Below are 26,628 nucleotides of genomic sequence, written 5' to 3'. Positions count from 1 at the left end.
GAGAAGGCTCCGGGCACCATACCTTGGTGGCCAGGTCGGCACTTCTCCGGATCCAACCGAGCCGCCAGCTCAAGATGGCAGTTGTGCGAGGTATCGACCGACTTCACCACGAGCACGACCGATGGGTGGGATTATTTCGTGGAATCCCTTGCTGATGTCCGCGTCGGTGGGTGAAGCGGGCAACAACCGGGCTCCCTACTCTTGTGTCTTCGTATTCGGAGTTGTGCCGTCCCAGCCAAGCTCCCGAAGCACCCGGTGGACGACTCGCGTGGCGCTGCCTGCGCTGCCTGTAGAAGACACCCTGGCGACCTCAAGTAACGCATCTCTCAGCCTCACCTCCTCGTCGGTGAGGCCCTTCCCATAGTGCGGGGCCATAAGGAACGAGTGGCTGTCTGAAGCATGGGCAACGAGTGCGTCAAGGAAGATCTCGAGCCGTCTTGCTGCTGCAGCGGTGCCGGATTCCAGAGAATCTGGATTCTTCATGTCAATCAGATTTAGGTGGTTTCCCCAGAGCCTCTCTTGCATCGCGTCACTCTCCAGCATGAGGGCTGATCCAAATGGTTTTCCTCCCTTCTTGGCTGGTAAAGCCCGGCGAACATCATGAACGATCTCGTGGAAGTGGTCATCCGCGAGTCCGAAGCCCACGAAGAGCAAATGATGAGTAATGAGATGAGCCTTCACCAAGGCCGAGAGCGCCTCCCGCGTGGCGCTGTAGCCGAGGTAGTCATCCCTAGTTAGGACAATGGTCTCAGGCTTATCGACCGACCCATGGAGTTTCAGGAGCCATTTCTGGCTTGCGGCCGTCCGATCGTCCGGCTGATCGCCGGGAATAACTGTGCGAGGACTTCCTGCGTCCTTAGAAGCCGTCTCGAAGAGGGTGTCGTAATTGAGAGTGATCGCTCCGTTGGATGGAAGACAGGCGAGAAGACTCGGAGCCAGACCGTATTTTTTTACATCCACGGAGCCGGCTACCGCCTGGCCAAACCTGGCGGCGCTGTCACGGGGAAATTTGTCTGAGAAGAACGATCGAAGGACGTCGGCCTGATCCAAATTGCTGAGTTTGATGAGTGCAGCTTGCTCAGATGATTCGAGACCCGCTGCACCGGCGAGCCTCTGCAAGAGCTGGCTCCAATTTGGAGCCCCCGCGCTGATACTGACGCCGGCGCCCATGAATGGAACCAATCTGCCGTCCCGTGCAACCTTAGCCAAGTCTTTGGCCTGGGTCAGGAGGGATGGCGTAAGGGCGGACCACGCATCACTGCATTCCCGTCGCTGCTGTTGCGCGAGAGCGAAGGCGGCAGCATCCTGAAAGACAAAGACGACGTCCACGCCAGCCTCGCCTGTGTGGCGGTAAGCCTCCTTGAGCAGCACCCGTAGAATCTCGCCTCGGTAGGTATTTCCACCGCCTCGGCCGGTACCAAAAAATGGCACTGCCAACACAGGGGGGACCGTCGTTTCAGCGGTTGACTTACGACGCTCAGTGGTGACAGAGGTCGCGACTTCCAGAAATGAACGGAAACGGGGAAGGAGCTGCTCTGCGTCGGTGACGCCCGTCATCGGAACCGTTGTGAGGACGGGAATGGATGAATCACGATTCCAGATATGAAGCGGAAGCGCGAAAACCGATTCTTCTCTTATCGACTGAAGATTGTGGGCTGCGAAGGCATCCTCAAGCCCGGGCAACGCCTCTTCCAGTGATCACCAGGCGAAGCGCGGCGGTCGACAGGCAGCAGCCAAGCATCGGACTTGAAGTTGAGTAAGTCGCCCATGGTGACAAAAACGTGGCCTTTGGTCATTGGGACGGTATATCAGCTGCTTGTGCCCTGGCAAAGCGCGTGGGAGCAGCTGATGACTCCTATCAGTGGGAGCAGGAGCAACGGTGGGTCTTTGTCATCGTCCAGTGTGCGCGTCCTAACGATAAATGTCAGAGGTCCTAACTAACCTTTCGTTTACGAGATATGTTGTAGGTGGGGGCGCGAGGGAATGGTTGAACTAGCGGCAAGTGACGTCGCAACGGTAGCTGGCGCGGACTACGAGGCCTGGAACACGGCCTTGGCGCACAGATTCTTCGATGATGATAGGGCGGGGGAGCTCGTCTACTTGGACAAGGACGATGACGCCTTTGCCAAAGCCTGTGAGGACATCGGAGTGAACGTCGACGATGCAGACGATTCGTTGGCGAATGCCGTCCGGTCGAGGCTTTGGTGGAAGGAATCAGGCCGGGCGGCTTTTGCTGAGTTCGACCGTGTAACAACCTTGTGGCTGTCCAGGAGACGAAAGGCGCTGGAAAATTCCGTCGAGGTCCCGCCACCGCCGCACATAGCCCTCTTGACTCTATTTTCGCTGGCTGCAGAACGCATCGGTGGCGCCAACAGTGATACGGGGGCTGTGGAATCTGGATACTACTCAAACCTAGAGGGACTCTTGGCTGTACCTCGCGCCGAGTCGGGAAGGTTCCGGACGTCCTTCATGAAATCCAGTGAGGCTTACTGGGAATCTCTGAGCCTTTGGCTCGAAGACCAAGACGGTCACAGGGGTATGCCGAGCGCCTACGCGCTGATGCATCGATATGTTGGGCTGCCGATTTCGCAGGCGTTGGTTCGAGCCCGCGAGCGCCGAAACTTGAAGAAAATGTTCGAGGAGCAGGGTTTCGTCGCGGGTCAGACAGTCTCCCACACCGACATGTACGGCGCTATTGATGTTTGGATCAACTCGGCCCGGACGTCGGCTAACAAAGCCCTTGTCAAGATGTGGGCTTCATCCGAGCTGAAGAGCCGCATCGTTGAAATTGCGCTTGCCGAATTCGCCACGTGGGAAGGTGCAGTGTCGTCCGCAGAAGGGAAGGGGGGGACGGGGCCCGGGCGGTGTCTTCTGACGCTCAGGGACGGGCGTGTCATGCTTCGGTCTGAAATGAGGTTTGGATTGACTCTCGCCGCCGCGTCGCCCGGCGAAACATGCCGCATCGACGGGCTCCAGGGCGTGGCGAAGGAGTTCAGTTTGGAGGCTCTAGGAGTCGGTTCGGCCGGATTTGATTTTCGTGCTGTCGGCGTCGACGCAGGATCCGCTATTGCCGGTGATCTACGGGTCGTCGTGGGCGCAGGGACCGAACGGCGTCGCTTCCCGAAAAATGTGGTCATCCTAACGCGTGACGCATTCTCCGCCGGCTACATCGAATCCGATCGCATAAATGCGGCAGCACAGTCGCGCGTTTTGGTCAAAGATGAACCTCATCTGGCGTCGGCGGTGGAGAAGATCCTAGCCGACGCTGCCCAGCCAGGATATTCAAGGATTCCTGGCGGGACGGGCGGTGTCCCCCAGGGCTGGGCCGTATATAAGGACGTAGTTCTCTTACGCCCACCCGCGTCCGCGCTGGTGACAGCTGCTGATCTCTCAGCATTTCAACCGCGGCTTTCGACACAAATGACGATCACAGGCGGACTGAAGCTCCCGGGGCATATGCCTCGTTGGAGTTCCCTCAGCCCGATCCAAGTCATGATCGCCTCAGAGACTGACGAACCCGTGGATCTGCTGTTGCTGACTCGAAACGAGGAGACACTCCAAGCTGAGGAGCATTTTGTACACCGCCGGCTGACAGTTCCCGCAGTAGTCGATCTGGATGACCTTCCACAAAATTGTACGGACTTTACTTTGTCCCTTCGGCGAGGGAAAACCACGCTCCAGAACTTGGCTGTCAAACTCAGGAGCTCAATGGAGCCAGTCCCTGACATCGTCTCGCGCTTCAGGTCGCTGTGTCACGATCTGGAGGATCCTCTTTGGCCGATGCAATGCCTTCCCAGTGACGATGCAGCGGTCCCTGGTCTCGATGGTCTGGCGTTATCGGCACCACCGGTGCCACACTCCCGTCGCAGAGTGGAGCCCCGCCCCAATTGGGCTGGCAGCGGCCAAATGCGTCCACGTGGGAAGCTGCTAGTCGTGGCGGGGCCTCCGGAGAACTCCTGCATAGTGACTGGACGCCATCGCTTCGAGTTTCCGACCTTTGACGGAAAGCGTCCGAAGTCGAGTTGGATGTACGGAGTCTGCACGCAATGCGGTATGAGTAAACGACAACCTACCTGGGTACGGAAATCCGCATCCTCCGCCGAAGTCACAGCCCGGCGCACAAGAAATACGTTGCCTGAGCTTTCTCCAATTGGCCCCAGCTGGAGCGCACTCATTGATGCCCTATTCTTCCTCGGCGCTGGATCTCGTCGCGAATTTTCCACTCTCGCGAGACAGCTCGAAGACAGCGCAATCTTTGAGAACCAGCTGCTTCGCGACTTGGAATCGTTAGGCATTATCGAGCTAGAGCGGAACGCTGACCTTGAGGTCGTTCGCTGGGAGTCCGCAGCAACATGTTTCGGTCAGTTAGCCGACGGGTCCTGGGTGCTGACTGGGTACTGGAATAGGCAACTCAAAGGTGAAGTCCTTGAAGCGCTAGAGGCGGCAGGTGCCACCATTTCAGTCAATGCCCCTGAACGCCAGTCAGTGCACGTGATCGCCGACATCCCAAACGACAAGATCGCCTCGATCGCCCAGGCTTTTGGTGTCGACCTGGTCCCGAACGCTTCCATCGCGCTCGCCAGTGCGCTGCCACCATTGTCCGCGGTGGGTGAAGGGCTGCATCGCTGCAACATGCCCTTCACAGAGTCGTACGAGTACTTCAACACGCAGTCCGCCTCTTGGACTGCAATCGAGACCGCGCAACTGCCGGGACTTTACCGGGTGTCTCAGAGCTTCAGTTCCCGATACTACTTCCGCAGCGCCCAGGACGTCGCCGACGGGGTGGCAGCTTTGGTAACCGTGGAGCTGGGAAAGCACCTTGCCGCGCTGGAGGCAAACCGCCCCATCATTGCTTATGACCCAGTGGAAGCCACCTTGTGGGTGCCAGTCGGTGCAGAACTCCCAGGCATGTACGGACGGGCAGCAGTCATGGGCGATGGCGGCCTGCCCGAAATTCAACGGCTGAACCGCTCATCCACATACTTCAATGTTCCTCCCGCCGCTGCTGAAGCGATTATTGGAAAGCTAACTTCATGACCCAGTACCCCACTCCCGTCAGCATAAGCAACGACCTCAAAGAGGCCTTTTCACGGTATTTTTCGACAAATTATCGCCTCCGATCCCCGGGACTCGCCGCGGACAGGGACGATCTCCTCGGTGCGCCAAAACAAGTCTTCCAGGAGCCCCTTATCGAACCTGTCGTCCCTTATCCGGCGACCGACGATCTTGTGGGCACAGCCGCGGCAGCAGGCTACTCGGAATCGGTTGCAAGTACGGTTGGGGACGCGTTCCTTCGCCAGTACCTGAAGCCCGGCGAGCGAATGGGAATCCGCCGACACCAAGCGACGAGCATCCTGACGAATAAGGGGGTCGGCGAGCCGGGCAAGAGAAACGTCGTCGTTACATCGGGTACCGGCTCCGGCAAGACCGAAGCGATCCTGATGCCTGTCCTGCTACGGCTGGTGGAGGAATCAGAGGGCTGGACCAAGCCTGGACCGGTCAATGCGTGGTGGACTGGGGACACATTCAGCCCGATGCGAAAGAATGAGACGCGCAAGGCTGCGGTCCGAGCGATGATCTTGTACCCGACGAATGCGTTGGTGGAAGACCAACTTACGCGCCTTCGTCTAGCCTTCCGGAGGATTTCCGAGAAGCGACCTGAGGCGAGGCTCTGGTTTGGCCGGTACACGGGCGCAACACCCGGAACAAACGTGCTCCCGACCCCTTCCGCGAAATCGGGTGCCGTTTCGCGGGTTATCCAAGAACTTCGGGAAATGGCGGAGGAGTACGAGGACCTCGTGTCTGGCGGGACTGTAGAAGAGAGCGATCTCTCCCTGTTCACGGACCCACGTGTTCACGAGATGGTGACCCGTTGGGATATGGTTCAGGACCCGCCGGACGTAATGGTTTCTAACTTCGCTATGATCAACGCGATCCTAATGCGGGACTTCGAAGCACCCCTCTTCCGGCAGACCCGTGAATGGCTGGCTCAATCTCCTGATCACGTTTTCACCCTGGCAGTCGACGAACTCCACTCGTATAGAGGTTCGGCAGGCAGCGAAATTGCGCTCCTCTTGCGCCGCCTCCTGAACAGGCTGGGCCTCGAGCCCGACAGTCCCCAACTACGCATCATCGCCGCGAGCGCGTCGCTCAATCCAGACGAGCAAGGCTTGAACTTCCTGGAAGAATTTTTCGGAGTATCAAAGGACAGCTTCGTCATCACCGCTGGGCAGCCCCGCGCGATTTCGAGTCCGCTTCCGATTAGCCGGGAGCAAGTGCTGGCAGAACACGCGGCGGGGACACTTGAACTTCGGTCTGCAGAACTATCTGAAGCTATTGCGGCGGCCTGCTTCGTCGACGACGAAGGCAGGTACAGGGCTCAGTTCCTTCAGACTGTTTCACAACGGTTGTTCGGCAGCGATGATCGCGACCTGACGGCGCTTCAAGCGGTCCTGCAAGCAGTGGCACGGGGCGAACACGTGGGTGTGCCCCTCAGAGGCCATATTTTTGCCCGCGTATTGTCCGGTTTGTGGGCTTGTAGCAGCGCCCTCTGCCCGGGGGTCTCGCCTGAACGACGGGACTCACACCGCAACGTCGGAAAGCTGTTTGGCCAGCCAGTCTCCGTCTGCGACGACTGTGGCAGCCGCGTACTGGAGCTCATCTTATGTGGAGAGTGCGGAGACACAAGTCTCGGCGGCTACGTATTGCCTTTCAGCGACGGGACGGAGAGTCTGAGCGCGACGCCGGCCGGCATCCTGTCCGATGCCCCGGGACTCGTCACGCGGCGAAACCGAGGTATGTACAGATGGTTCTGGCCGGAGCACAGTGGCCAGTCACCAGTGGGCGCGGGTAGCAAGTGGTCAAACCAGTCATTCGATCTCGCGTGGGTCCGCGCACAGATGGACAATAGCGGGCGCGTCGAGGTGGGGGCCCCCGAGGGTGCCAACGGCTGGGTACTACAGATCAGCGGAAAGGGCGACGCCGAGGCGACCCCCGCCATCCCTGGCAGATGTCCCCAATGCGGGCAACAGGGCCGCCAGACCGCTGAGTTTGTTCAAGGGCAGGTTGCCTCCCCCCTTCAAGGCCATGCAACATCACCTGCCCAAACGACCTCGGTTTACCTCCGCCAGCTGCCTCGCACTCTTGGCGAGCGCCCGGAGGACTACCGAACTATCGTCTTTACGGACAACCGAGATTCTGCCGCTCGGACAGCCGCTTCACTAGCGACTCGCCAATACAGCGACATTTTGGTCCAGATGCTCCGGAAGGGGCTCACCGAGGCAGCTGGCACTGACGTGGTGGATATTCTTCAACGCTTCACCTCGGACCCGTCAAGTTTGAAAGCCGCAGAAGCAGCCCAGGCTCAGCACATCATGCAGACAAACCCCGAGGCGCTCATGGCTGTCGTGCGCGATACGGCCGGCGTTGCCACTCCTGCCGACCACAAATTGCTGCAGGACCTGAACGCCTCGGGTTCCGAGTCAATCGCCTGGACCGACCTCCGCGTCCGGATCGAAACGCAGATGGTTGAGTTGGGCATTAGCCCGGGCGGTTCATCGCCTTTCGCCCAGAAGTTTGACCGGGAGCCGTGGCACACGTTCTATGCACCGCCGGAACCTGGACTCTGGACAAAGGCTGACGCAGTTTCCTCGGCCGGCGCTCAAGAGAAGCTCCGCAACATGCTGGACCAGGAGTTGGCGAGGCAGGTCTTTGACTCCGGGCGGCGTGACATCGAATCGACAGCCCTGGCTTGGATCCGAGCCGATGTCTCAGGTTCTGGCTCCGGCCTCGACGACACGCTCGCTAGCGAGGCTGCAGCGAGTTGCGTCCGCTTGTTGGGCTTGGATTTCAATTACGAAGGGTCGTTTGCCGCAAGAGCAGACGGAATCAAGACACCTACTGCGGTCAGGGAATACCTCAAACGGGTCTCCGTCCTGCACAGCGTCGGCCTCGAATCGTTAGAGGCGTGGGTGTTTGCCGTGCTGAAGAATCAGGGGCTGACCCATGACGGTTGGATTCTGAAAATACACGGATCGACCAACCACATTCGTTTCGCGCCGCCAGCCGGCTTCGCATGGATTTGCGACCGGTGCGGCTTCGTTCATCTACACGGCTCTGCTGGCGTCTGCGCCAACAAGGGCTGTGACTCCTCGTCGCTCTCCCAACAGGCATGGTCAGCCGATCGTGGAGATTACTACGGATGGCTTGCGAGCCAGGATTTGAGGCGAATAGCGGTTGCGGAGCTGACCGCCCAGACAAAGCCTGCTAGTGAACAACGCAAGCGGCAGCGCTGGTTCAAGGGCATTCAGCTGCCGGCGCCGAAGGAGAATCCACGCACGTGCCAGCTCGATGTGCTGAGCGTCACGACGACCATGGAGGTCGGCGTCGACATCGGGGCCCTTAACGCCACTCTCATGGCCAACATGCCGCCTCAGCGGTTCAACTACCAGCAGAGAGTCGGTCGAGCCGGCCGCACCGGGCAAGCCTTTTCGTTTGCCATCACGTCCTGCCGTGACTCGGCACACGACGAATACTATTTCAACAACGCGTACCGCATGACAGGCGACCTTCCCCCACAGCCATTCCTTGACCTGGGCCGCCCCCGGATTCTGCAAAGAGTTGCGGCCTCTGAGCTGCTGAAGAGGGCATTCTCGTCGATGGCGGGAGCACCAGAATGGACGCCTGACAGCCTGCACGGGTCGTTCGGAAAAGTAGACTCATGGCCTGATTATCGGTCCGGTGTTGCTGACTGGTTGAGAACTCATTCAGACGTAGGCGACGTCGTTAAGCAGCTGAGCAGCTATACCAAGCTCACGCAGTCGCAAGTCCAGCAGATCGAGCAATGGGCGCGCGTTGACCTCATCAAAGAAGTCGAGCGCATCCTGGTGCAGCCGGAAAGAAGCGATGAGGAATTGAGTCTCGTCTTGGCGCTGGGTGGACTGCTTCCCCTGTTCGGATTTCCCACGAGAGTGCGCAATCTATATCACGGCGAAGTCATGAGCAGGGTGCTGGACAACCATGTTGTTGCTGACCGCCCCCTGGCGATGGCTGTTACGAACTACGCGCCCGGCGCCGAAGTTGTCAGGGACGGACTCGTTCACACGGCAGCAGGGTTTGCTCACTATGAGAAGGCTGGCAAAGCATGGTTGCCTGCCGACCCCCTGGGAGCTGCCCACGAAGTTGTCACTTGCCCGGACTGCGGAACGACATTCATCGACCGGAAAGTCGATGACGTTTGTGAGAACTGTGGCTCAGAAGTGGTGCGTTTTTCCATGTTTGAGCCGCGGGGATTCAGGACCACGTACAAGCCGCGGCCCTACCGGATCGACGGCTCGCGAGCACAGGGGAAAAGCCTTCCAACCTTCGTTTCCGCGCAAGAAGAGACGTCGTTGGAAGAGATCCTTGGAGTCGATGTGCGGCTGTACGAGCAGGGCAAATTGCTGCAGTACAACGACAACCGCGGGCGTTTGTTCGACCTAAAGCGGCAGGGGGACGGTTCTGTGGTGGCCGTCGACAAGTTGATCTATCCACGTGGCTGGAAGGACATGCCCACAACCGGGATCGATATCGGCAAGAGCGCCATCGGCGAAATCCGGACCACAGACGCTGTGACGGTTGCCTTCACACGTCTCAAGACTCCGACAGGTGGCCTTCCCACGGCGTCCGGAGTCCTGCCGGCGGGAATGTCTGCCCTCTGGTCGCTCGCCGAAGTAATGCGCGCTGGAGTGAAGGCACAGCTGGATATCGATCCGCAAGAGATGCAGACGGGCCTTCAGCACCTGACGACTGCCGGCGAGCCGACGGCCAGAGTCTTCCTGGCCGATAGCCTGGACAACGGTGCGGGTTATGCCGTGGAAATAGCCAGGTCAGGAAACTTCGAAGCACTGCTGCGGTCCACGCGCGAGACTTTGAGGAGCATGTTCGAAGCTGATGTCCACTCCGGATGCTCTACGTCATGCCCTGATTGTCTGCGATCCTGGGACAACCAACGGCTCCACGGTGTTCTCGACTGGAGACTGGCGCTGGACATGCTTGACTTGTCTGCAGGTGACGAGCTAAATCTCCCTCGTTGGTTCGGTCGAACACGGGAGCTACAATCGGCGGCGCAGTCCATCGACCCTGGCTGCGAAGTCATGGCGGCGGGATCCCTGGGTGTTCCGGTGGTGCTAATGCCGGATGAGAAGGTCGGCGTGGTGGTGGGGCATCCACTCTGGTTCCGCGGCGCCGCGGGGAGCACAGACGCACAGCGAGAAACGGCCATTGCTGAGGCGAAACAGGAGCTTCCAGGATACCGACTTTCGATGAGCGATCATTTCGAGTTTGATCGGCGCTCGCTCCCCGTGCTCGTCTCTGCGTTAGAGGGCGAGACAGCGGCTCTCTGAGAGCGACTATTCTGCCAGCGATATTTTTTCGTCGGCTTGCCCTCGGCTGGGATCCTGGGCAAGCCGACAGAATGCGCGCGGTTGTCGGTGATGACTAGTAGCCTGGCGCAGTGACTAATTTCATTGGGGGACAGGCAGCAGAGCAGCTGCCCGAGGGCTTGTACGAGCTACTCAACACTGAAACCCTCGTCTCGCGGCTTGACGAGCTCCCGGACCTCCAACCGAACTTCGCTGACATAAAAGACGAAGACGCCCCGGACGCCCTCTCCCGCCACGTCGCCGATGCCGTTCGCCGCGCCCTCATAGCAGCCAAACCCGCGGACCGCGTTGCACTCGCGAACAAACTCCTCCAGGATGTGCAGCATCACGACCGCATTGGTGAGGGCCCCACTCAGCTCCGGTCACTTCACCGCCCGGACACCCTCAAGCGCCGTCAGCTCCGGCGTCCCACCACGCCGCTATCAGACTCGGCCCTCCTCACCAACAGCAAGGACGAGCCCAACCTCGCAGCCGAGCTCAGGACCGAGATCGAGTCGGCCAACACCGTTGACCTTCTCTGCGCATTCGTCAGGTGGACGGGACTGAGACTCCTTCAGCCAGCACTCGAGCAACTCAAGGAACGCGGCGCCCGCCTAAGAGTCCTCACGACCACCTACATGGGCGCCACGGAACGCCGCGCCATCGATGAGCTCGTCACCCGTTACGGTGCAGAAGTGAAGATCAACTACGAAACCCAGGCCACGCGGCTGCACGCCAAGGCCTGGCTCTTCCGCCGGGACTCCGGCTTCGACACCGCCTACGTCGGCAGCTCCAACCTCAGCCAGGCAGCCCTCCTGGACGGACTCGAGTGGAACGTCAGGCTCAGCTCCGTCGGAACCCCGACACTGCTGCAGAAGTTCGAGGTCACCTTCGACAGTTACTGGGAGCAGCGCGCCTTCCAGAGCTACGATCCTGAACGGGACGGCGAAAAGCTGGACGCAGCACTCGAACGTAACGGCGGCCGACGCACTGCTGCCCCGGATGCAGCCACGGGGCTCGAAGTCCAGCCGTTCCTCCACCAGGAGGAGATGCTCGAGGAGCTGGAAGCCGAGCGGCTCAAGGGCTTCAACCACAACCTCCTGGTCGCGGCCACCGGCACCGGTAAGACTGTGATCGCGGCCCTCGACTACAAGGGCCTGCGCGAGGCGGCCGGCCGGGATCTGAAGCTGCTCTTCGTCGCCCACCGGCAGGAAATCCTTAAACAGGCGATGCGCACTTACCGAGACGTCATGCAGGACGGTACCTTTGGCGAGCTCTACGTCGGGGAGCACAAACCCACGCAGTGGAAGCACATCTTCGCTTCCGTCCAGTCGCTGTCCTCGCTCGGAATCGAACAGCTGGAGCAAGACTTCTTCGACGTCGTCGTCATCGATGAATTCCACCACGCCATGGCACCCACCTACCGGCGCCTCTTGGACCACCTGCAGCCGCAGCAGCTCCTCGGGCTCACAGCTACCCCGGAACGCGGCGACGGCGTCGACGTCGCCAAGCAGTTCTTCGACGGCAGGACTGCCAGCGAACTGAGGCTCTGGGACGCACTGGATGCTGACCTGCTGGTGCCGTTCCACTACTTCGGCGTCTCGGACGACGTCGACCTCAGTCAATTGGAGTGGAAGCGCGGCAACTACGACACCGCACAGCTGAACAACCTCTACACCGGCAACGACGCCCGGGCAGCTAAAGTGATCCGCGAACTCCGCGACAAAGTCACCAGCATTGGCCAGATGCGCGCCATCGGCTTCTGCGTCTCGGTCCAGCACGCCCACTACATGGCCGAGGTGTTCAACCGCACCGGCATCGCCTCCGTTGTCGTCGACGGCAGCACCGACGACGCCGACCGCGCAGCAGCGCTTGAGCGCCTCCGCCGGCGCGAGATCAACTGCATCTTCGCCGTCGACCTTTTCAACGAAGGCCTGGACCTGCCGCAGGTGGACACCATCTTGCTGCTCCGGCCCACGCAGAGCGCCACGATCTTCCTTCAGCAGCTGGGCCGGGGGCTGCGCCGTGCCGAGGGCAAGGCGGTGCTGACGGTCATGGACTTCATCGGCCAGCAACGGCGTGAGTTCCGCTTCGACCTGCGCTACCGCGCGCTGACCGGCTACGGACGGAAGGAGCTGGAGAAGGCTGTCGAGGACGAATTCCCGTACCTGCCGTCGGGTTCGCAGATCGTGCTGGACCGGGTGGCGCAGAAGGTGGTGCTGGACAACATCAAGGCACAGCTGCGGTTCAACCGGGCACAGCTGGTCCGGGACATCGCCTCGTATGCCGAGACGGAGCTGGAGGCCTATCTGGAGCGGTCGGGGAACGACGTGAAAACGATCTACCGTTCCACCAGGGACTCGTGGACCGGCTACCTCCGACAGGCAGGGCTGATCGAGGGGTTCTCGCCGCTGGAGGTGGTCCTCAGCGGAAGGATTCAGGAGCTCTCGGATGCCGACGAGAAGAAGCTCCTCGGCCGCATGGCAGCGCTCATCCACGTCGACGACCCGGAACGCGCCGATGCCTATTCGATGCTGGTTGGCGCCGATGCGCCCCGCTATGCGGAGCTCGGGATGCGGGAACAGACGTTCGCGCGGATGCTGTTCTACACGCTGTGGGATGACGGTGGCGGTTTCCAGTCGTACGACGCCGGTCTGGACTATCTGCGCGGCTACCAGTTTGTCTGCAGCGAGATCCGCCAGCTCGTTAAGCTCGGAGTGGCCGCGTCTAAGCATGCCGCCAAGGGGCTCGGAGCGGGGCTGCAGCATGTTCCGCTATTGTCGCACGCAACCTATCGGCGCGAAGAGGTACTGGCGGCTCTGCAGTATGGATCGCTGGAGCTGGGCAAGAACGTGCAGCACCGCGAGGGCGTCGCATGGTGCCCGGCCACGTCCACTGACGCCTTCTTCGTCACGCTCAACAAGGACGACAAGAAGCACTCGGCGACAACGATGTACAGGGACTATGCCATCAGCCCGGAGCTGTTCCACTGGGAATCGCAGAACGCGACCTCGCCGGGAAGCCCGACGGGACGACGGTACCTGGACCGGGCTTCACATGGTTCGAAGATCCTGATCTTCACCCGGGATACGGCCGACGACGAGACCGGTTTGACGGTTCCGTACACCTGCCTTGGCCAGGTGGACTATGTCCAGCATGTGGGGGAGAAGCCCATTGCGATCACTTGGAAGCTTAACCGCCCGATGCCGGCGGATGTTTATGCGACCGCTGCTGCGGTGGCGCAGTAGTAGCCATCCTGGGCCGGCCGACGGGCACCGCGGCAGAATATGGCGCAAAGCAGCGGAGACCCTGTATATCAGCGTCATTGAGCGGGCCACGCAGCGGTTGCGGACTGGAACGCTGAGCGGGTCTGGGAGGATAACAGAGTGAACATTCGCTGCCATCAAGGCAGCATGGATCTAACGGCAACTGGAAGGGCTGCGTGAGAGAGATCAACTTCAGAGTTTGGGATAAGGCCAAAAAGGAGTGGACCTACTTTAACTTGCGGTCCTTTTTCGACGGCCCACGTGGTACTGAAGCGTTCAGGAAGGCTTTCAGCACCAAAGACGCAGCTGCAGCAAGCGTGAGCCAGTGCAGCGGCCTGAAGGACAGGAATGGCCAAGACATTTACGAGGGTGACATTCTGAAGAACAGGATTGGCACCACCTGCGAGGTGGTCTTTGATTCAGGGAGCTTCGGCCTAGTTGGTGTACCTGCCCAAGTGCAATGGCCCCTCTCGTCAAACAGCACCCGATACGAAGTGATCGGTAACGTTTTCGAACCAGGCTGAGCAAACCAAAGGAGCCACCACGCCCAGGAGCGGCTCCTTTGAATTTCAGCTACCTTCGAGCCACGTCAAATAGCTCTAAGTTCTTCGGCTTCGGGCTCCAGATCATCGGATTCGTCAAAGATGACGGGGCGTTCTATAGCGCCGCCTTCATAACCCTTGTGTACCTTGCCGCGAATCTCTTCAGCTTCGGACTCGTTACCCCAGACATGCCAGCCTTCGTGCCTGTTACGAGCGAACATCTCTAGGTACGGCCCTGGAGAGCAGTTAGTGATGAAGTCATACTGCTCGTCTGGTTTGCGAGAGTGTTCGCGCTTGCGGGTCTCAATCATGTTGACTTGGCTACGAGCGTGGGGAAGCGTTCGCATCGAGCCGCGAACACCGAAGAGGAGAATTTCAGTCACATTGCGGAAATAGAAGCCGACCCCACGACCGTCCGGGCCACCGTCCTTGCGGCGCTTGGCCCAGATGACGTTGCTAACGTAGCGGAACCCCCAAGCCTTCATGACTTCAAGCCCCTCGGGGAGGAGTGCGTTCGGTACCCACAGGTAGAGGTGGGCATTCTTGGCAATGTGTTCTTCGACGGGCAGATCCTTGATGTCTTCAAGAGTCATGGTGTCGTAGCGGTCGAGACGCCGGTGCTCAGGGGCAACCTTGCCTGTCCGATTTTGGAATCGCCAAGGAGGATCAGCGAGAACAGTCTGGAAACCACCGTCAATAGACGGTAGTGGAGTGAACGGCGTTGGCTTTACGTCAGCGCGCAGCGGAACAGGGCGGGAAGTCTTAGGCATGATCGAACAAGTCTATTCGAAGGTGGCGTCGCCATCTTCAACCGACTCGATCACCTGGTCGATCTCTTCGTCGCTGAGTGTATCTGGCCCACCCTTTCTCCTTTTCTTCTCGGCTCGGGCCTCCATGTACGCCTCCAACAGTGCGTCCACAGTCGTCTTCTCTTCACCAGGGCGGGGAACGCCACGGCCCGCCCAAGTTCTATCGCTGATTCCCACACCGAGGATGGGGCAGCCGCCGCCATCTCCCCTGGTGAGTCGTGTTTCGAGCTTAATCGTGTTGGTTGAGGTCACTGTTTTGAGCCGATCTCGGGCTTCAGGGCTTTGCAGTTCAATGCCGGCGAGGTCTCGGATACTGTGATGATCTCTGGTGATCAGCGTAGCAACGTCGATGAGACCGAGGTCATAGAGTGAACGATAAGCTGCGAGGTCGCGGTCAAGATTGCCATCCTTGGCGAACCACTCCACATCAATGGCCACTCGGCCCTTCATATTGTCCACCTCGAAGCCTGGGTTTTCGACTTTGCTTTCGAGGAAGTCGACGTCGTAGGCATTCGCGTTTAAGGTGGCTTTCATCTTGCCGACGAGTTTGAACTCTGTGTTTACCCGAATCGCATTCCAGCCCAGCTCGTAGAAGTGCTTGTCGAGGCGTGTTGGGATCTGTCCTCGGTTGCCGCCCGGGATCAGGAGGTCAGCATCGTACAACTTGAAGGCGCTTAGCACTTGCACCAGATCATCAAAGTGTCCGGGGTTGCTCGCCTTTAGTACGGCCGCAGCCTTGCGGGTTTCCATGAAGGTGTACTTGTCTAGTAGGTGCGATGGGAAGACATCCTGGTATGAGTGCGTTAGGTCCATGCTCGTGACCCTATTAGATTTCACCCCATGCGGGCGCACTATCGCCTGCGATTCGCTTACCTTCGGGCACCCTTAAGCTCGACGCCTTTTCCGAAATGTTCGGCGAACTCAGCCCACTTCAGACTGGCCCGACCCTACGGGGGCCCAGTTGCCGCAAATCGCGCAGCGACTCTAGAAAATATGGCAAGTTCCTTCGTGCTGTTGGACCGACATCGATGAACACTAATTTTATTGGATGCCCCAGGCCGCGTACCTCGAGGGGCGCCGGGAGAGCGCCGTCGACGCCGACAACAATGGGGTAAGCGAGTGCGACATCAGCGCCCGCCCAGTTTGGCTGCTGCCTGTAGGCAGCCATTTGGTAAATATCACCACGGGACACGCGGAGGTTGGGCCGTCCGTTGCCCGCAACGTCCAGCAAATCATCGGACGTTTCCGAAAGGCGAAGAGATTCCTTGTACTTCGCGTCGACCAGTAGCTTCCCGTCTGGACCACTGAGGACAAAATCTGGATCAATGCGTGATGACCTCAAGCGATTGCCCGCCCCGTCGTAGATTTTTGCTGAGGGTCGCTTTCCTTTGTCGAGGGAAAAAATCATGGACTCTTCCAGGATTCCGCGCAGGGCCTCTTGGAAGAGTGTCGGCATGCTCCAGAGAAAAGCGTCCACCTGACTGAGACCGATTGACTGACCAAGATATTGGCCGCCGAGGAGGTCACGGGTCGTCTGAAGAATTTGCGCATAGTGCCGTTCCGGGCCGGTCGCTGACGTCGCGCGAAGCTCGGGTCGTCCGATGTCGATATCAGTTACCTCCGAAAATCGCGGCAGCGCAGCGTTGACTGCAGAGTGAACAGCGCGCCGAGCAGCGGGGATAGGCAAGGTCTCAGCTAGCTTTGCCACTCTTCGCAATCCGGCCTTTAAGACTCTGTTATTCGCTGTATCTACCGTCCTTTCAGTAATGACACACGGCACGTCGGCATTTCGTGCGGCAGCTAGATTCTGTGAAACGTACTGTGAAACTAGGAACCGCCCCCGTACCTGACCATGGAGGGTTGTCCTCCTGGACCGGTAACTGCGGCGGAGCCACCGCGTTGCGAAATCAGCCACGGAGTCGACATACCAAATCAGCAGCGCCGCCACAGGGTTGTCGTATGCGTTCTCAATGGCCACGCGCTCCCCTTTTGGGCGACGCAAAGCATCTATCCGCTGACCGTAGGCATGCTCAGCCAAGAAGATTGTGTCTGCGCCGCCGAGCTTGGGCCGAACGTGGACTGTTAGATCGAGATCTCGTTGCTTCGTCCTGGCCACCCCGGAGAGGGAATCAGCCCGGAGGCGCCAGCGATCTTCATTAGGCGTTCGGCCAATCGTTACTCCAATTTCATTCCAGAAACTTGGGGGAACGAGCGCAACCAAGTCATTGGGAACGAACCTCTCTTCGTACTCCACAAGCTCGAGGACTTCAGTTCGCACTGGCTAAGGCTCCTCATCATCGACTTGAGTGACGTTCCCAAGATCTAGTTTCTCTTCCAAAGGGGAGCGCGAAGCCATCAGGTGAGCGAACACAGCGTCGACAGTTTTAGTTTGATCCGCCCAATCCGACACTTGAAATATGCTCTTGAATTTGTCGAATGACGTTTCGTCAATCTCACCCTCCAACGCGTATTCACTCAAGAGTGGCAATACCTCGTACACGAATGTGGACGCAAGAAATCGGATTCCGGTGTCCTCGGTCGAGGCATCCGTATGTGGCATGAAGTAGGACGGGCCGACCTGTACCCCCTTCGGTGCCTCTTTGAGGAGTCCGCTAACAGAATCGAAGAGGAGAAGCGAGGCCTGCTTTTCAGAAGCACCACGGTAACCGTTGTGATTAACGAGAGCCGTTCGCGTAGAGGGAATGTCGAGGAAGACGAAGCGACGTCGAAGGGCGTAGTCAATCACGGCTATCGATCGGTCGGCAGTGTTCATTGTACCGATGATCTGCAGGCTGGATGGGATAGTAATGGAGCCGTTGCCCTCGATCGAATACGGAGTAGCGACAGGTTCATCGCGATACTCCAGCCCGTACAGAAGTTCTCCGAAAATAGATGAAATGTTTCCTCGATTGACCTCGTCAAGTATGAGAATGAGTTCGACTGCGGAACTCCTGTTAGCGAGTTCTATGCCAAGGGCGGCGATGAAGCTCAGAACGCGGTGACGTGGAACAAAGGTCACGCCGCCAGGCACGGGCTCGGCCGCCAGGGTCCGGACGAAGTCCGTGTACTCGTATGAAGGGTGAAACTGAACGATGTCCCAAACGGCAAGTAGCCCGAGCCGCTGCACTTCGTCAGCCACGCGGGTCGGTGTGCGTTCATGCTCTGGAAGGCCGTTGAGGAGGTTCTGGAGTCTGCTTTCGCGACGACTTCCGCCGGTTGCCCAATCAACGTATGCCTTGGCCAGGTAGGTTTTACCGGTGCCTGGCGGTCCCTGCAGCACAACCTGACCCTTTTTGCCCAATTGGGCGGAAAGCTGAGTCAAGGCACTGGGCAGCTCGCCCCTGATGAGTGGATCCTGTGGCTCGGCGGACGGTGTCGCGGCCTTCTTGAACTCGTCGCGTGAAAGATTCAGCCAATGATTCGCACCTAAGGACAGTGCAAAATCCACTATTCCTTCACCAAGTACCGGTGTAAACCGTGGCTTCCAATAGCTCACTCGATCCGCAAGCAATCGAAGAAGGCCCGGTACGGCATGGGAGGTCGGCAAAAAATAATCAACTCCCAGAACCGTCTTACCGGATTCCTTCGCAACAAATAGCTTGCATTGTTCCATGTTTCGGAGAAGATTCGTATGGAACTTTTCGCTTTCAGGAAAACCCGCTTCGGTGAGTAGCCCCGGCAGAACATGGCGGCCAATCTTCGCGGCGTCCAACCGTCCGTCGGGCCGAGTCAAAAGTTCACGGCAGATCAATTCCAATCGTTGATCGGCCATCAGCAGGGCACACCAGACGAGTAGTGCAGCATCCGACGAGCCATTACGCGCGGATTTGAGTAGCTCGTCATCAAGCAGGACTTGCCCTGTGGCCGGTTCTGTTTCCGTCTTCAGCTTGGGTTCGTACGTCAGCAGGTCGTTCCAGAGCGGATTGAGGACGCTATTTCCCCGGACGTCGGCAGCTGTAGCAACTTCTGGCTTCAACTCCGCAAGCGCCTTGATAACGTCTTGGACCTTGAAGAACTTAGTCAACGACACTTTTCCGAGGGGTTCAATAGGTGTCATAGTTTCCCTGCTGCTATAAAGTTCTGTGAATACGGTCATCTGAACCATAGCGGCGACAGCATCGGTGAGCCTAAAAGTTAGCTAGCCTTCCTGGGCCACGGCCCGAGTCGAATGGCTACTCCTGAGGCGGTGTTCTAAGGGTCGGTTGATCCCTCAGCGGTCTGTTGTGGGTAGGGGAGCGGCAGCCGTTCGCCGACGCGTGCCGCACCGTTGAACGTGATGTAGTCCCGCCGTCCTCGTTCGAGCCTTTCCCGCTGGCTGGCACCAGGTGCAACCGTGCGCCTTCGCCCGGTTGCACCTGGTGCATGCCGCGACATGTCCGTCTTCCCCTCGAGACTCGGCACAGGTGCTCCGGTCAGCATGGCGGCCGGTGAGACAGATCGTACCCCCGCCAGCCACAGCAAAACGCTCAACCAAGAATCCCTGGCCGGGCGTTTCGCGGAGGTGCGTACCCGCGGACCTCCAGTTCCCGCAACCCCGTCCTGAATCTGGAAGGGGCGTTTGTTCTGCCGGGTTCGTGCGTCGTGACGTAGTCCAGCGCCCGGAAAGCAGCCGTGAGCGCACCCTTGGTGACCTTCGTGCTGACAAAATCAGCGCCCGTGTTCTCAGGCCTCGTCCGCCCAGTTGTTGTCCACCCCGTGGTCATCCCACGCCACCAGCCACGGTGCTACCGCACACGCTCAAGCCGCCGGCAGGGTACAGGCAATGGTTACAGCTCCAGCCGGAACGCTCAGAGAAGCACATCCGCCCCGGCCACGTACCAGTCACGACGCGGAACCCTCTGGAAGCCCAGGGGAATCGTAGAGAACATTTGCCCGTTCCATAAACCTCGCGCTAGTAATACTTATCGCCTTGCTGACCGGCAACGATTGCGCGTGATCGATGACCTGACAAACCAGGGCGCGCCCAATCCTGTTGCCTTGAGCCGCAGGGTCCCCGTGAGCATCCGGAACTCAAGCTCATCGTCCATCCCGACTCGCTGTACGGCTGGCCTGCGAGTGAAAGCGTCACTGCAGCCGCCAACGCGCCGGAGGCTTCTGCCACCCAGACTTCAGAGTGCTCCGCCCGGTGTTCGACATTGTCCGGCGTGGAGGTACGCTTCCCGGGTAATTTTCCGGACTTCTGAAATAATCGGCCGGACTTGCTCACCTGAAGTCCAGATTCACTGCCCTCAAACCTCGGCTCCAGCCACCCGGGCAACGTACTCCTCCAGCGGCGCCAGCGCCGGCTGCGACGAAGGATCGCCCACCGCATCCGCTCCCACGGCGTTAGCCACGGCCAGCGCCGTGGAGTAGTCAAGCCCGACCCGCAGCGCCAGCACCAGCGCCGCGCAGAAGGCATCACCCGCCCCAATCGTGTTCGCCACGGTCACTGCAGCAGCGGGAGACTCGGCCACCTTCCGGCCGTACTCAAACATCGCCGACCCGTCCTTCCCGTACGTCACAGCCACAAGTTTGGCTTCAGGCAGCGCCGGGATCAGCTCGTACTCGGTCTCGTTGACGATCACCAGGTCGCACCGCTCCAGCAGTTCAGCCGGCAGGTCCATGGCGGGCGCAGCGTTCAGGACGAAGAACCCTGCGGAGCGCCGGGCCGCCTCCAGCACCACGGGCAGGCCGACCTCGAGCTGGCACAGCACCGTCTCGTCCGGCCCGAACTCCACGCCCTCCAGCGAGAACTTAGAGTTCGCCCCCGGGCACACCACGATCTGGTTCTCGCCGTCGCGGTCCACCACGATCAGCGCGGTGCCAGTCGCGTCGCCGTCGAGCACTGCCACATCGGCGGTGTCCACGCCGGCCGCGGTAAGTGCTTCCAGCATCAGGCGGCCCTGGGCATCGTCGCCCACCGCGCCGATCATCCGGGAACTCCCGCCGAGGCGTGCGGCGGCCACGGCCTGGTTGGCGCCTTTGCCGCCGGGCTGCTGCTGCAGGACGCCGCCGCCGACGGTTTCCCCGGCGGTGGGAAGCCGGTCCGTGGTGGCGATGATGTCCAGGTTGATGCTGCCGACGACGGTGACGGCAGGAAGTCGAGTGCTCATAAGGAAGTCCTATCAGGTCGAGCCAGGGACGGCTGAATTAGGAAATAGTGTACGCCATGGTTGTACTTGCGCGTCATACGTGGTTGTATAACAACTCACATCCCAACAGCAGGACCAGCCTGCAGAACAAAGGAGTTTGATGTGAACACCCCAGCCACTGCCACCGCCCCGCCGCCATCCGCCGTCGCAGAACTGCCGAAAGTCGGCGGCCGCCGCGCCGCCCTGCTGATCTCCAGCCTGCTGCTCGGCGTGCTGTCCTTCCAGCTCAACGCGAGCATGGTCACCCCGGCGCTGCCGCAGATCGCGGCGTCCTTCGGCCTGGGCGCCGAGGCCGCCGCCCCCGTGCAGTCCATGTTCTTCCTCGCCGGCGCCATCGCCGGGCCCGTCATCGGGCGCTGGAGCGACTTCATCGGCCGCCGCGCCGCCCTGCTCCTGGTCCTCGCCATCATGGGCGCCGGCACCCTCCTCTGCATCGCCGCCCCCACCCTGCCGCTGCTCATCGCCGGCCGCTTCCTGCAGGGCGTCTCCAGCGCCGTCTTCGCCCTGGCCTACATCGTCCTCAGCGAAAACCTGAACGCCCGCGTCTTCGGCACCTCCGTGGGCATCATCGCCGCCATCAACGGGGGAGTGGGCGGCGTGGACGGCTACGTCGGCGGCCTCATGGCCGAAACCCTCGGCTTCCGGTCCATCTTCGTCGTCGTCCTGGTCCTGACCGCCATCGCCGCCGCCTGCATCATCAAAACCGTCCCGGCCGGACGCCCCCAGGGAGTGCGCGGCGCGATGGACTGGTGGGGCGCCGGATCCCTGTCCGTGTTCCTGGTGTTCATCACCTACTTCGTCTCCGGCGGCTCGGCCGCCGGCTGGACCGCGCCCAGCACGCTGGGCCTGCTGGCCGGCACGCTCGCGTCCTTCGCCGCCTTCTGGATGATCGAGAAGAAGCGCAGCCACCCGCTCATCGCCGTCCACCACCTGCGCTCCCGCCAGGTCTGGCCCGTCATCGCCACCACCGTCCTGACCCTCGCCGGCATCTTCGCCGTCATCAACTTCACCGTGGTGCTGCTCAGCCAGGACACCAAGAACGGCTTCGGACTCAGCGCCTCCCTGTCCGCCCTGCTGTTCCTGACCCCCGCCGCGCTGATCGGCGTCTTCGCCGCACCCCTCGCCGGCTGGCTGGCCGACCGCCGCGGCTGGATCAAGACCCTCCGTGCCGGCACCGGTCTGAGCCTCGCCTGCGCCATCGCCGCGGCGACGTTCGCCGACAACCAGGTGGCCGTCCTGATCGCCGTCGCCGCCCTCGGCATCTTTTACAACGGCTTCTTCCTCACCGCCATCAACGGGCTCTCCGTCCTGCTCTCACCCAAGGAAGCACCCGCGGCCCTGCCCGGCATCAACGGCGCCTCCTTCGGCATCGGCGCCAGCCTCGGCGTCGTGCTCGTCGCACCGTTCGCCGCCCAAGCCACCTCCGCCGGTTACGCCACCGCCCTCTGGATTTCGGTAGCGATTACGACGGCGGCCTTCATCGTCAGCCTCTTCGTCGCCGCCCCCAAGGGCGAGTCCGTCTAGAAACCACCACCAGCACAAACGAAACGAGAAACCACCGCAATGACCACGCCCACCAGCCACCCGTTCTACCTCGACTGCGACACCGGCATCGACGATGCCCTCGCCCTGGCCTACCTGCTCGCCTCGCCGCAGGCCGACGTGCGGGGGATCGGCACCGTCAGCGGCAACGTCAGTGCCGCCGTCGGAGCCCGCAACACCCTGGACCTGCTCCAGCTCGCCGGGCACGCCCACATCCCCGTGGCGCTCGGCGCCCACGATCCTCTCGCCGGTTCCTTCGGCGGCGGGGCGCCGTGGGTGCACGGCGAGAACGGGATCGGGGAAGTCTCGCTGGAGCCGGCCTCTGCTGCGCTGGCGCCCGAAACCGCGGCCGAGATGCTGGTCCGGCTCGCGCACGAACACCCCGGCACGCTGCGGGTGCTCGCCATCGGCCCGCTGACCAATATCGCCGAGGCCCTCCGGCTGGAGCCTGCGCTGCCTTCGCTGGTGGACGAAATCACCATCATGGGCGGGGCTGCCCTGGCCCCCGGCAACATTAGCCCGGTGGCCGAGGCCAACATATACAACGACCCCGAGGCCGCCGCCCTGGTGCTGTCCGCCGACTGGGACGTGACCCTAGTGCCGCTGGACGTCACCATGGCCAACGTCCTGGAGGAAACGCACCGGCAGGAGCTGCTCACCGCTCCCGGTCCTGTGCCGCGGGCGCTGGGGGAGATGCTGGGCTACTATTTCCGGTTCTACGAGGGCCTGTTCGGCCGGCCCTGCTCCGCCATGCACGATCCGCTGGCGGCGGCGCTCGCGGTGGGCGGCGTCCGTGCCGCGGTGGCGCCGGTGGTGCGTGCCGCCGTCGACACCGGCGACGGCCCCGGCCGCGGGCAGACCATCTGCGACATGCGCGGCTTCTACAGGGACTACCCGCAGCAGTCCGATGCGCGGTGCCGCGTGGTGCTGGAGCTCGACGGCGACTTCGCCCCACACCTGGTGGATGTGCTGCTCTCGCTTGACGGTGTGGAAAGTACGACGGCGGGGCTCGCCACCGCGGACCGGCTCGCCGGTGCAGGCGGAGACCGCGCTGCCGCAGGATTTTTTCGGACAGCACTATCCAGCTAGTGCAGCTTGAAGCATGATGAACCCCATGAAAAAACTTGTAATAGCCAGCTGCACAGCCGCAGTCATGGCGCTTGGCGGAATCACCATGGCGGCCCCGGGCAACGCGGCGCCGCAGTCATCCATCACGGGGCAAATCATCGTGAAGTTCCGCGACAACGGCGCGGCCGGCGGCGTGCTACGCCAGAATGGCCTCAGCGAGGGCGCTGGAATCGGCAGCACCGGCGCTCACCTGGTTAAGGTGCCGCCTGGCAAGGAATCTCAGCTCATCGAGTCCTTAAGCCGGAACCCGGCCGTTGAGTACGCCGAGCGTGACGAACTGGTTACTGCCGCTACAGCTGACCCTGACTTCAAACGTCAGTACGCTCTGCACAACGAGGGCCAATCATTTACCAACACGGCCGGCACGTTTACTGTGGCCGGGGGCACCAAGGACGCTGATGTGGATGCCCCCGAAGCGTGGAAGAAGGTCCCGGGAGTCCCCGAAGTAAGCGGCACCCTGGTTGCGATCATCGATTCGGGGGTGGCAATCGACCACGACGACATCTCGGACAAGGTCGTCGCACGGGCCAACTTCAGCGATACGAAAATCGTCAAACCCGAGGACTACGACAAATACGGCCACGGCACCCACGTTGCCGGTATTGTTGCCGCCACCCACAACTCCATCGGTGTCGCAGGTGTGTGCCCGGACTGCACCATCCTGGATGCCAAAGTGCTCAACAGCAGCGGGGTAGGCTCCAGCTCAGCCATTGCCAATGGCATCAACTGGGCGGTGGAGAACGAAGCCAAGGTCATCAATATGAGCCTCGGACAGCGCGTTTCATCACGGACCCTCGAGACTGCCGTCAACAATGCGTGGAACCGAGGCGTGGTAATAGTGGCCGCGGCCGGCAACGCCGGCACCCAGGCCAAGATCTACCCGGGCGCGTATCCCAACGTTATTGCCGTGGCTGCGACCGACAACAGGGATGTCAAAGCGTCCTTCTCGACCTACGGCAGATGGGTGGATCTCGCGGCGCCGGGTGTTAATGTCTACTCGACCTTCCCGAACCACCCCTTCGTCCTGGGGACGCAGAACGGCCGGTCCACGGGTTATGACATTGGCAGCGGCACCTCAATGGCCTCGCCTATTGTCGCCGGCGTTGCCGCCCTGGTCTGGAACACGCCTGCCGGCACCGATCACGATGCAGTTCGCACAAAGGTCCAATCCACCGCTGACAACATTGATGGAACGGGCACCCTCTGGGAGCACGGCCGCGTGAACGCCTGCGAGGCCGTCGCTGGTGACTGCCCTTAGTCGGAATACTCCGCCAAAATACTCCGCCAGTAAAACTGGCGGAGTATTTTTTTGCGGCAAGTCCGGCAGCACTGATGCTAAAGCGAGGAGCTTGGGATAAATGGCATGCCTACTATTAGGCAACCACCGTCTCGAAGGACAGCATGGAATACCCCAGCTTCACCGTAAACACCCCAGTGATCCTTTTCTCCGTCATGGTCACCGTTGTTTTCGGCGTTATTGCTCTTGTCCTCAATAGCCTGAAAAAGCGCCGGCTCGCCTTGATCCTGAGCGGCGCAACGGTGCTGCTGATTGCCGCCTTCGTAGTTGCCAGCGGCTTTCTGGAGGCGGCCAGAACCAATGAGATGCTCCGTGCAGCAGACGACCTTGCCGTTCCTGAGGGGTTCAAGCTCGGGAGTGAGCAGGGAAGGACGGGGCGGATCGTTCAAGCCACAGCATTCCTTCCCTGCCTGGCTGTGACGGCGCCCTGCCCGTACCTGCACCGGCAGTGGTCAGGTCGTGAAGGCCAGGGCATGACGCGGGAAGACGTGGAACGGATTATCCGTCACAGCGGGTGGCAGGGAAAGCTGGCTGTCAACGAGGAAAACTGCCAGCTGCAGTACACGAACAGTAGTGCGGTCACTTGTGAAGCAAGAGGGAAGCTCCAGGACATTGATGCCCAGTTGAGGCTGGATCAGATCAGGGGTGACGCATGGAGGTTATATCTCACGCTGAGACCGGAAAGTTAGCAGCTCACCTTAAGCGCTACCAAGGGGGAGAACCTCCGCTCAGAGGTTATCTTGAGTCGCTTACGCCTGTGAGGATCGTGCGTTCGGGCGTGATCCTCCTCCGTTACTGACACGTTTCCCGCGGGTGTGAGGATGACGACAACGGCAACTGCCCGGCCGCAACGGGCCGCACCGGTATGCGCGTGCGCCGTCGCCCATGCCCCCGCGGGCGTGCAGCCCTGTCCGGCTACCCCCGGCCAGAAAACAGGACCGAGGCCACACCCCGGGCGGCCTGCCGCGGGTCGGCGGGCAGTCCCGCAGGCAGGTTGCCGCTGAGCCAAAGCGTGGCGAATCCGTGGACGAGCGACCATGCAGCCAGCGCCGCCTCCTGCGAATCCCTGCCGGATTCCGACGCCGCGAATGGGGCAGCTCCCCGGTAGAGGGACTCGCCCGCCCGCGCCTTGGCCGCGATCAGCTCCGGGTCATCGGCCCGGTACAGCTCCGGCCGGAACATCACGGCGAAGTGGGCGGGGTACCCGACGGCGAAGCCGACATAGGCCACCCCCACCTCCAGAAAGTCGCCGGTTTGCCGCTGCGCCTCGGCCAGCACGTCCGCCAGGAGCCCGAAGCCCTGCACCGCGACGGCGGTCAGCAGTCCGGCCCTGTCCCCGAAGTGGTGCGCGGGGGCGGCATGGGATACACCGGCCCGCCTGGCCAGATCCCGCAGGCTCAGGGCCGACGGGCCGGACTCGGCGATGACGTCGAGTGCGGCGCTGATGATCGTGCGCGGAAGATTCCCATGATGGTAAGACGCGTGCGTGCTCATGCCTCCAGCCTAACTCCAA

General features: G+C 60.9%; 15 protein-coding genes. 8 read left to right on the top strand and 7 right to left on the bottom strand.

Annotated features, from left to right (window positions below; translation table 11 throughout):
• Positions 1-195: 195 nt before the first annotated feature.
• Positions 196-1,371: an SIR2 family protein gene (locus AC5RUM_RS16530; RefSeq protein ID WP_494035954.1), complete on the bottom strand. Its 1,176-nt coding sequence runs from the start codon at positions 1,369-1,371 to the stop codon at positions 196-198.
• Between the two features lie 612 nt (positions 1,372-1,983).
• On the opposite strand from AC5RUM_RS16530, the gene AC5RUM_RS16525 reads away from it, so the two are divergent.
• The 4 genes from AC5RUM_RS16525 (at position 1,984) to AC5RUM_RS16510 (ending at position 14,190) form a co-directional block, all read left to right on the top strand.
• Positions 1,984-5,037, top strand: a complete 3,054-nt coding sequence (locus AC5RUM_RS16525) for a hypothetical protein (RefSeq protein ID WP_494035953.1) — start codon at positions 1,984-1,986, stop codon at positions 5,035-5,037.
• Positions 5,034-10,382: a DEAD/DEAH box helicase gene (locus AC5RUM_RS16520; RefSeq protein ID WP_494035952.1), complete on the top strand. Its 5,349-nt coding sequence runs from the start codon at positions 5,034-5,036 to the stop codon at positions 10,380-10,382. Before AC5RUM_RS16525 ends, AC5RUM_RS16520 begins: the two co-directional genes overlap by 4 nt.
• A gap of 110 nt (positions 10,383-10,492) precedes the next feature.
• Positions 10,493-13,648, top strand: coding sequence for a DEAD/DEAH box helicase (locus tag AC5RUM_RS16515; RefSeq protein WP_494035951.1), 3,156 nt, complete (start codon positions 10,493-10,495; stop codon positions 13,646-13,648).
• 194 nt (positions 13,649-13,842) lie between these two features.
• Positions 13,843-14,190, top strand: a complete 348-nt coding sequence (locus tag AC5RUM_RS16510; RefSeq protein WP_494035950.1) for a YopX family protein — start codon at positions 13,843-13,845, stop codon at positions 14,188-14,190.
• A 65-nt stretch (positions 14,191-14,255) separates the two neighbouring features.
• Here AC5RUM_RS16510 and AC5RUM_RS16505 read toward each other — a convergent pair whose 3' ends face one another.
• The 5 genes from AC5RUM_RS16505 to AC5RUM_RS16485 all read right to left on the bottom strand — a co-directional run bounded on the left by AC5RUM_RS16505 (position 14,256) and on the right by AC5RUM_RS16485 (position 21,109).
• The gene (locus tag AC5RUM_RS16505; RefSeq protein WP_494035949.1) at positions 14,256-14,978 is read right to left on the bottom strand and encodes an MT-A70 family methyltransferase; all 723 of its coding nucleotides are present in this window, start codon (positions 14,976-14,978) and stop codon (positions 14,256-14,258) included.
• 12 nt (positions 14,979-14,990) lie between these two features.
• Positions 14,991-15,767 (bottom strand): BglII/BstYI family type II restriction endonuclease, encoded by a 777-nt coding sequence (locus AC5RUM_RS16500; protein ID WP_494035948.1) that lies wholly within the window; start codon positions 15,765-15,767, stop codon positions 14,991-14,993.
• A 181-nt stretch (positions 15,768-15,948) separates the two neighbouring features.
• A complete protein-coding gene (locus tag AC5RUM_RS16495) occupies positions 15,949-17,295 on the bottom strand; it encodes a 5-methylcytosine restriction system specificity protein McrC (RefSeq protein WP_494035947.1) in 1,347 nt (448 codons plus the stop codon).
• A 3-nt stretch (positions 17,296-17,298) separates the two neighbouring features.
• A complete protein-coding gene (locus tag AC5RUM_RS16490; RefSeq protein WP_494035946.1) occupies positions 17,299-19,074 on the bottom strand; it encodes an McrB family protein in 1,776 nt (591 codons plus the stop codon).
• 1,171 nt (positions 19,075-20,245) lie between these two features.
• Positions 20,246-21,109: a ribokinase gene (locus tag AC5RUM_RS16485; RefSeq protein ID WP_494035945.1), complete on the bottom strand. Its 864-nt coding sequence runs from the start codon at positions 21,107-21,109 to the stop codon at positions 20,246-20,248.
• Positions 21,110-21,250: 141 nt separating this feature from the next.
• Here AC5RUM_RS16485 and AC5RUM_RS16480 point away from each other — a divergent pair, with 141 nt between their 5' ends.
• The 4 genes from AC5RUM_RS16480 to AC5RUM_RS16465 all read left to right on the top strand — a co-directional run bounded on the left by AC5RUM_RS16480 (position 21,251) and on the right by AC5RUM_RS16465 (position 25,804).
• Positions 21,251-22,672, top strand: coding sequence for an MFS transporter (locus tag AC5RUM_RS16480; RefSeq protein WP_494035944.1), 1,422 nt, complete (start codon positions 21,251-21,253; stop codon positions 22,670-22,672).
• 39 nt (positions 22,673-22,711) lie between these two features.
• A complete protein-coding gene (locus AC5RUM_RS16475; protein ID WP_494035943.1) occupies positions 22,712-23,779 on the top strand; it encodes a nucleoside hydrolase in 1,068 nt (355 codons plus the stop codon).
• 25 nt (positions 23,780-23,804) lie between these two features.
• Positions 23,805-25,076 (top strand): S8 family serine peptidase, encoded by a 1,272-nt coding sequence (locus tag AC5RUM_RS16470; protein WP_494035942.1) that lies wholly within the window; start codon positions 23,805-23,807, stop codon positions 25,074-25,076.
• A gap of 143 nt (positions 25,077-25,219) precedes the next feature.
• Complete coding sequence (locus tag AC5RUM_RS16465; protein ID WP_494035941.1) at positions 25,220-25,804, top strand: hypothetical protein; 585 nt, start codon at positions 25,220-25,222, stop codon at positions 25,802-25,804.
• 226 nt (positions 25,805-26,030) lie between these two features.
• On the opposite strand, the gene AC5RUM_RS16460 is transcribed toward AC5RUM_RS16465, so the two are convergent.
• The gene (locus AC5RUM_RS16460; RefSeq protein WP_494035940.1) at positions 26,031-26,609 is read right to left on the bottom strand and encodes a TetR/AcrR family transcriptional regulator; all 579 of its coding nucleotides are present in this window, start codon (positions 26,607-26,609) and stop codon (positions 26,031-26,033) included.
• Positions 26,610-26,628: the final 19 nt, after the last annotated feature.

It is taken from the genome of Arthrobacter sp. B2060 (assembly GCF_059090445.1).
This window is presented reverse-complemented; position numbering and strand designations above follow the sequence as displayed.

Coding starts and splice junctions, on each gene's coding strand:
- AC5RUM_RS16520 (WP_494035952.1), top strand. CDS start 5,034: ATGACCCAGTACCCCACTCCCGTCAGCATAAGCAACGACCTCAAAGAG.
- AC5RUM_RS16490 (WP_494035946.1), bottom strand. CDS start 19,074: ATGACACCTATTGAACCCCTCGGAAAAGTGTCGTTGACTAAGTTCTTC.
- AC5RUM_RS16525 (WP_494035953.1), top strand. CDS start 1,984: ATGGTTGAACTAGCGGCAAGTGACGTCGCAACGGTAGCTGGCGCGGAC.
- AC5RUM_RS16500 (WP_494035948.1), bottom strand. CDS start 15,767: ATGGAAACCCGCAAGGCTGCGGCCGTACTAAAGGCGAGCAACCCCGGA.
- AC5RUM_RS16460 (WP_494035940.1), bottom strand. CDS start 26,609: ATGAGCACGCACGCGTCTTACCATCATGGGAATCTTCCGCGCACGATC.
- AC5RUM_RS16470 (WP_494035942.1), top strand. CDS start 23,805: ATGAAAAAACTTGTAATAGCCAGCTGCACAGCCGCAGTCATGGCGCTT.
- AC5RUM_RS16475 (WP_494035943.1), top strand. CDS start 22,712: ATGACCACGCCCACCAGCCACCCGTTCTACCTCGACTGCGACACCGGC.
- AC5RUM_RS16505 (WP_494035949.1), bottom strand. CDS start 14,978: ATGCCTAAGACTTCCCGCCCTGTTCCGCTGCGCGCTGACGTAAAGCCA.
- AC5RUM_RS16485 (WP_494035945.1), bottom strand. CDS start 21,109: ATGAGCACTCGACTTCCTGCCGTCACCGTCGTCGGCAGCATCAACCTG.
- AC5RUM_RS16465 (WP_494035941.1), top strand. CDS start 25,220: ATGGAATACCCCAGCTTCACCGTAAACACCCCAGTGATCCTTTTCTCC.